At 40.7% G+C, this 5,042-nt stretch carries 4 protein-coding genes; 1 reads left to right on the forward strand and 3 read right to left on the reverse strand.

Annotation, left to right across the window (positions count from 1 at the left end; all coding sequences use genetic code 11):
* Positions 1-200 precede the first annotated feature (200 nt).
* Together ACTIE0_RS17275 and ACTIE0_RS17280 are read right to left on the reverse strand one after the other, a co-directional pair.
* On the reverse strand, positions 201-398 hold the full coding sequence (locus tag ACTIE0_RS17275; protein WP_006669940.1) for a hypothetical protein: 198 nt from the start codon (positions 396-398) through the stop codon (positions 201-203).
* A 45-nt stretch (positions 399-443) separates the two neighbouring features.
* Positions 444-2,108 (reverse strand): GTPase family protein, encoded by a 1,665-nt coding sequence (locus ACTIE0_RS17280; RefSeq protein WP_280949141.1) that lies wholly within the window; start codon positions 2,106-2,108, stop codon positions 444-446.
* Positions 2,109-2,311: 203 nt separating this feature from the next.
* On the opposite strand from ACTIE0_RS17280, the gene ACTIE0_RS17285 reads away from it, so the two are divergent.
* Positions 2,312-3,691, forward strand: coding sequence for a helix-turn-helix domain-containing protein (locus ACTIE0_RS17285; RefSeq protein WP_439516942.1), 1,380 nt, complete (start codon positions 2,312-2,314; stop codon positions 3,689-3,691).
* On the opposite strand, the gene ACTIE0_RS17290 is transcribed toward ACTIE0_RS17285, so the two are convergent.
* Complete coding sequence (locus tag ACTIE0_RS17290) at positions 3,684-4,571, reverse strand: mechanosensitive ion channel family protein (protein ID WP_006625594.1); 888 nt, start codon at positions 4,569-4,571, stop codon at positions 3,684-3,686. The two genes, ACTIE0_RS17285 and ACTIE0_RS17290, sit on opposite strands and share 8 nt — an antisense overlap.
* Positions 4,572-5,042: the final 471 nt, after the last annotated feature.

Below are 5,042 nucleotides of genomic sequence, written 5' to 3' on the forward strand. Positions count from 1 at the left end.
ATCCTCACCTAAGTTTTGGTAAGAAACCGGGTTTCTCAATATCAAGTAGCGATCGCATTTCCGGTGACTCAAAGAAACCCGGTTTCTACGACCATCTTCGTATCCTCACCTAAGTTTTGGTAAGAAACCGGGTTTCTCAATATCAAGTAGCGATCGTATTTCGGGAATAGTCGGAAAGATTTGGAGCCGGGGTATATGTGTTAACAGAACAGGCTCACAAGCCAAGACAATAGCATGTCGAAAGCAGCACCAACAACCTTTCCGGCAATATGAGAGGCTGCGCTTGATAGCCAACGTTTCAAATTTTCCTTGCTAGACAAAACCGACTTTCGTTTTTGTTGGTCTTGTTGTTGCAACAATTCTCTGATTTGTTTTTCCTCTTCTTGGGTTAAAGCCATGTCAACATCCTTCAGTTTAAAAATTTACAATTTTTCGGATACGATTTAATTGGTTGGTCTTTGGGGAGTCGGACAATCCTGCAACCATTTTTTGATTGTCTTGATCATCTCGATATCATCGGCAATACCTTTTATATCTGCTTGTAAAATCAATAAAATTAGATCGCAGGAAGGAATGAGATCTTTATATATTTTTTCGTACTCTTGATCTTCCTTTTCGCTGCGTCCATATCCAGGCATATCAATCACGGTTAAGGTTCCGCCTGTTGAGAGTGTAAACTCTTTGGTTTGCGCTTGCGTCGTACCAACAGTTGTGGGACTTGTTTTCAGCTCGGCATTAAAGAGATTATTAATGGTTGTTGTTTTACCGACACCAGCTTTGCCAATCACTGCTACTTTGGGGGGCAATTTAGTTTCTTGTTCCAGTAGTCTTCTGATAAATTCTAAATCAACCTTTGAAATAATTTCTAGAAGTTTCTTAAAAATTTGATTGTCAGAATCGATTTTTTTTTCATAACTTTTGTCCATTTTGGATCGCTGTTGATCGGTAAATTCTTTTACCTCTGGATCATCTGCCAATTCAAATGGATCTTTTGGATCTATATTGCCCAGCTTAAAACCACCATAAGCATTTTGAATTATTTTATTGAGCAAACATATCAAACGATATCGTTTTAAAGCAGAGTAATATTCTATATTTGAGTCATCTATTTGTGTTTCTTCCCTTAGCTTTTTGATAATATCTTGGCACTGACGTTCAATCTCCTTTTTTGCTTCTTTTTGGGGAGCGTTTAATTTATTATTCCATCCATCAGGAATGATTTTATCAACTTGGTTTAAAGCCACAACCAACCGGAGAGGTATCTCAGGAGGTTTTGGTTTTCTCAAAAAAGATGGCAATAATTCATTCAAATTTTTCAACATATTTTTAAACATAACTTTTGAACTCCTTGCTAATATTTTGGTTCTCAGATTTTCTAATCCCCAACCGTAAAAGGATGTGTAAGGGACAATTTGACTTTTATCAAAAACGATCGCACCATTTAGCGCATTTTGGAAGATTCCGTAAATGTCATCTATTTTTTCAGGTATGAGCTTTAATTGGTCTGGTGAAGGTTCTTTTTTGTCAATTGCAAACTTTTTTTGTCCTTCATAAACTCCTAAGAAATCAATTTTGTTGAGAGCTAATATCAGATATATAGATGGTTTAAAGAACGGCTTTAATTTCTTTAAAAATATCTCGTCCCTTTTATAGGCTCTCGTATCTGCTTGAGTGATCCAGACCAAAACATCAGCTTTAGCGACCCATTTTTTGTAGTAAGCCATATATTTTCGATCTGCAGTCGGAGTTTCTCCAATTCCAGGTAGATCGACAACTCGTAGTTGATGGTAAGGACAGTCAGCGTACTTAAAGGTATTTAGGTAGTGTTGTAGAAGTTGTAATGCAAGTCTGTATAATCCATTGTTGATCAAGAGATAGAGAGCAAAAATGACCACTTGTTTACGACTGACAATAGGGAAATCGGCAAACTGAGGCTTTTTAGTACAGGCGATCGCATGATCTGTATCCCAGTTTAGCCCAAACATAGCGTTGAGGGTGCTACTCTTCCCCACTCCAGTTTTGCCGAAAAATACAACCGTTAGTCGGTCTTTTTCAAGCCACCTGACTAGGTGTAGGATTATTTTCGTTAACCATGATGTAAGTGACAAACAGTTGCTCCCTGCTTGACTGTAAAATGACATCAATATTTTGACACAAAAAATATGAATTAACAAGAATAAATCTGGTTAATTTAGTATAAAAAAATAATTGAGGCTCAGGTGCAACTTTTGTGCAAAAAGTCTAATTTAGTTCACAAAAGGAGAAAATAGTGTACTATGGTATAATTTGATAACAGTACCCCCGTTGACCTATGGACGTTCAAGAAGTCTTACAATGGACCGATCGCTTGGTGTTCTCGAAAACAGGTAAACATCTTGACTCCCTCCAGAAAGCCGTTTTAGAAGGAACTTGGGAACGAAAAAAATACCCGGAAATTGCTAGAACTTGCAATCGCAGTCACGAACGCATCAAGCAAGTGGCAAGGGAGTTATGGCAATTGATATCGGCTGAGTTGGGAGAAGATGTCAGACAGTCTAACTTTAGGGCGACAATGGAACAGATGAAGTTCTCTAACATCTCAAATTTTGGTTCTGACTATGTACAAATTGTGGGCGATATCAATATCTGTAGCGGATTATACAACCACCCCCCCAACACCCAAAACCGATCGCAACCTGCCGCCACCACCGAATATCAACGCCACCACGACCTCAGCGAAGCCCCAGAAATACATCCCCTCTACAGCAGAACCCACGAACTCGATACCCTCAAACAATGGATACTCGCCGAACATCATCGCATCATCGCCATTACCGGGCTGTCTGGTATCGGTAAAACCAGCCTCGCTAGACAACTCGTGGAAGACATCAAAGAAAACTTCGATCGCATTATATGGCGATCGCATCGAAAATACCCCAACCTCAACGCACTGAAAAGCGACTTACTTCAGTTTATCGACACCACTACACCTAGCCATAATTCCATCTTAGATTACTTGCGATCGCATCGTTGTTTAATCATCCTCGACGACTTCCAAGAAACCCTCACCCCCGGCGAATTTGTCGGAACTTACCGCCCAGAATATGACCGTTATGGTCAATTCATTTACGAAATAGGGCGATCGCCTCATCAAAGTTGTTTCCTTGTCCTCAGTTGGGAACAGCCTACCGAAATTGCCACCATGGAAACCGAAAACCGCCACGGAAAAACCCTGTATTTACAAGGTTTCTCAGCATCTGCAACCGAAATTTTAGCGACCCACAACCTCCAAGATACAGAACACTGGATAGAACTAATCCAGCTTTATGGCGGGAACCCCTTATGGTTAAATATAATAGCAGCCACTATTTTCGATTTATTTAACGGTAGCGTCTCCCAATTTCTATCTTATCCTAGCTTCTTTTTGGGAGATATTGAACCTATATTAAACCAACATTATCTCCGATTTTCGTCACCCGAAAAATTAGTTATTCTGGGCTTGGCTAATCAAAACGGTATCACTGAAATTGCCTATAAACTAGCAGAAAATCTGTCCGAATCTGACTATTTAAAAGCCGTACAATCTCTGAAAAGACGCAGTTTAATTGAAACTAAAATCGAAAATTATGTCTCGGTTTTGACACTGACACCCCCGATTAAAGAATATTTTAAAACCGTGGGGGTCAGCACTGCGAGTTTTACCCTCAATTAGTCTGAGAATTAGCCGCCGCTGGGTAATGGTCGTTATAGCTTTCCTGATTAAAGAAATATAACGTGCGGATAGGATAGGGGATATTAATATCAGCCTCATCACAAGCCTGTTTAAGAGCTATCATAACCTGCGTTGTCACCCGTCGTACCTGTTTCCGTTCCGGGAAAGTCCAATAGCGAACCATGAGGTCAATAGAACTGTCTCCAAAACCCACTACATCGACTTCTACTTCTGGTTCGGACAAGACACCCTCGACGGTTTTCGTGGCGTTTAATAGCGTTTCTATAGCCATTGGTAAGGGGGTATTATAGTCTACTCCAATGGCTAAATCAGTGCGACGATGACTTTCGGCTGTCTTGACCTGTACGGGACTGGTAAACAGTATCGAATTAGGAATTACCACCCTTTCCCCGTGATAGGTTAGCATTTGGGTAGACCGAATGGAAATATTTTCGATAGTCCCTTCGTAATCCTCTACAACTATCTGATCACCAATTTGGAAGGGTTCTTGTAACAGTAATAAAATCCCGGCTAAGAAATTTTTAAAGATATCCTGAAAGGCAAAACCAATGGCTACGGAACTAAGTCCTAATAAACCGATAATATCCCCTAGGCGGAGGTCAGGGAAAGCAATTACACAGGCGATAATTACTCCTCCCGCCCAAGTCAATACATAACCTGTGTGAATCAGCAGAACTTGTAAAGATGTACTGCGGACAAATCTCGGTGCTGTGGAGTTTAAGAATTGTCTAACAAAATTGGCGGCGAACCGAGTTATTAACAATACGATTATGGCAAGAATTAAGGCTGGGATTACTTGGATAGCTGAACCTACTAAACTTAATAGGCTAGACTGAATTTCTTGGACTAAGGCATTCATAAAGATTGAGTAGTAATAGGATTTATCCCGATTTTAACAGGGGAATAATTGCTGTTAGCTGGATATGTGAGCCAATAGCTCAAAACCTATAATATCATAACCCTTGGGGTGGGATTGTGGCTTCTACCCGCAGATAGATACAGCAGCCAGGAATGAATGCGGCAATTATCCAATGTAATTAATAATTAATAATTAATAATTAATAATTAATAATTAATAATTGTCGGGGTGGGTTCCTGTAGGGGCGGGTTCCTGTAGGGGCGGGTTCCTGTAGGGGCGGGTTCTGGAGTTAATTAGACTTAGCACCAGTCAACCTGATAAACCCGCCCCCGAAACCAGTGGGGTGGGTTCCTGTAGGGGCGGGTTCTGGAGTTAATTAGACTTAGCACCAGTCAACCTGATAAACCCGCCCCCGAAACCAGTGGGGTGGGTTCCTGTAGGGGCGGGTTCTGGAGTTAATTAGACTTAGCA

It is taken from the genome of Limnospira sp., assembly GCF_051859755.1.
GTDB lineage: Bacteria > Cyanobacteriota > Cyanobacteriia > Cyanobacteriales > Microcoleaceae > Limnospira > Limnospira fusiformis.

Excerpts from the sequence above, each read along its gene's own strand:
- ACTIE0_RS17290 (WP_006625594.1), bottom strand. The coding sequence starts at position 4,571 with ATGAATGCCTTAGTCCAAGAAATTCAGTCTAGCCTATTAAGTTTAGTA.
- ACTIE0_RS17275 (WP_006669940.1), bottom strand. The coding sequence starts at position 398 with ATGGCTTTAACCCAAGAAGAGGAAAAACAAATCAGAGAATTGTTGCAA.
- ACTIE0_RS17285 (WP_439516942.1), top strand. The coding sequence starts at position 2,312 with ATGGACGTTCAAGAAGTCTTACAATGGACCGATCGCTTGGTGTTCTCG.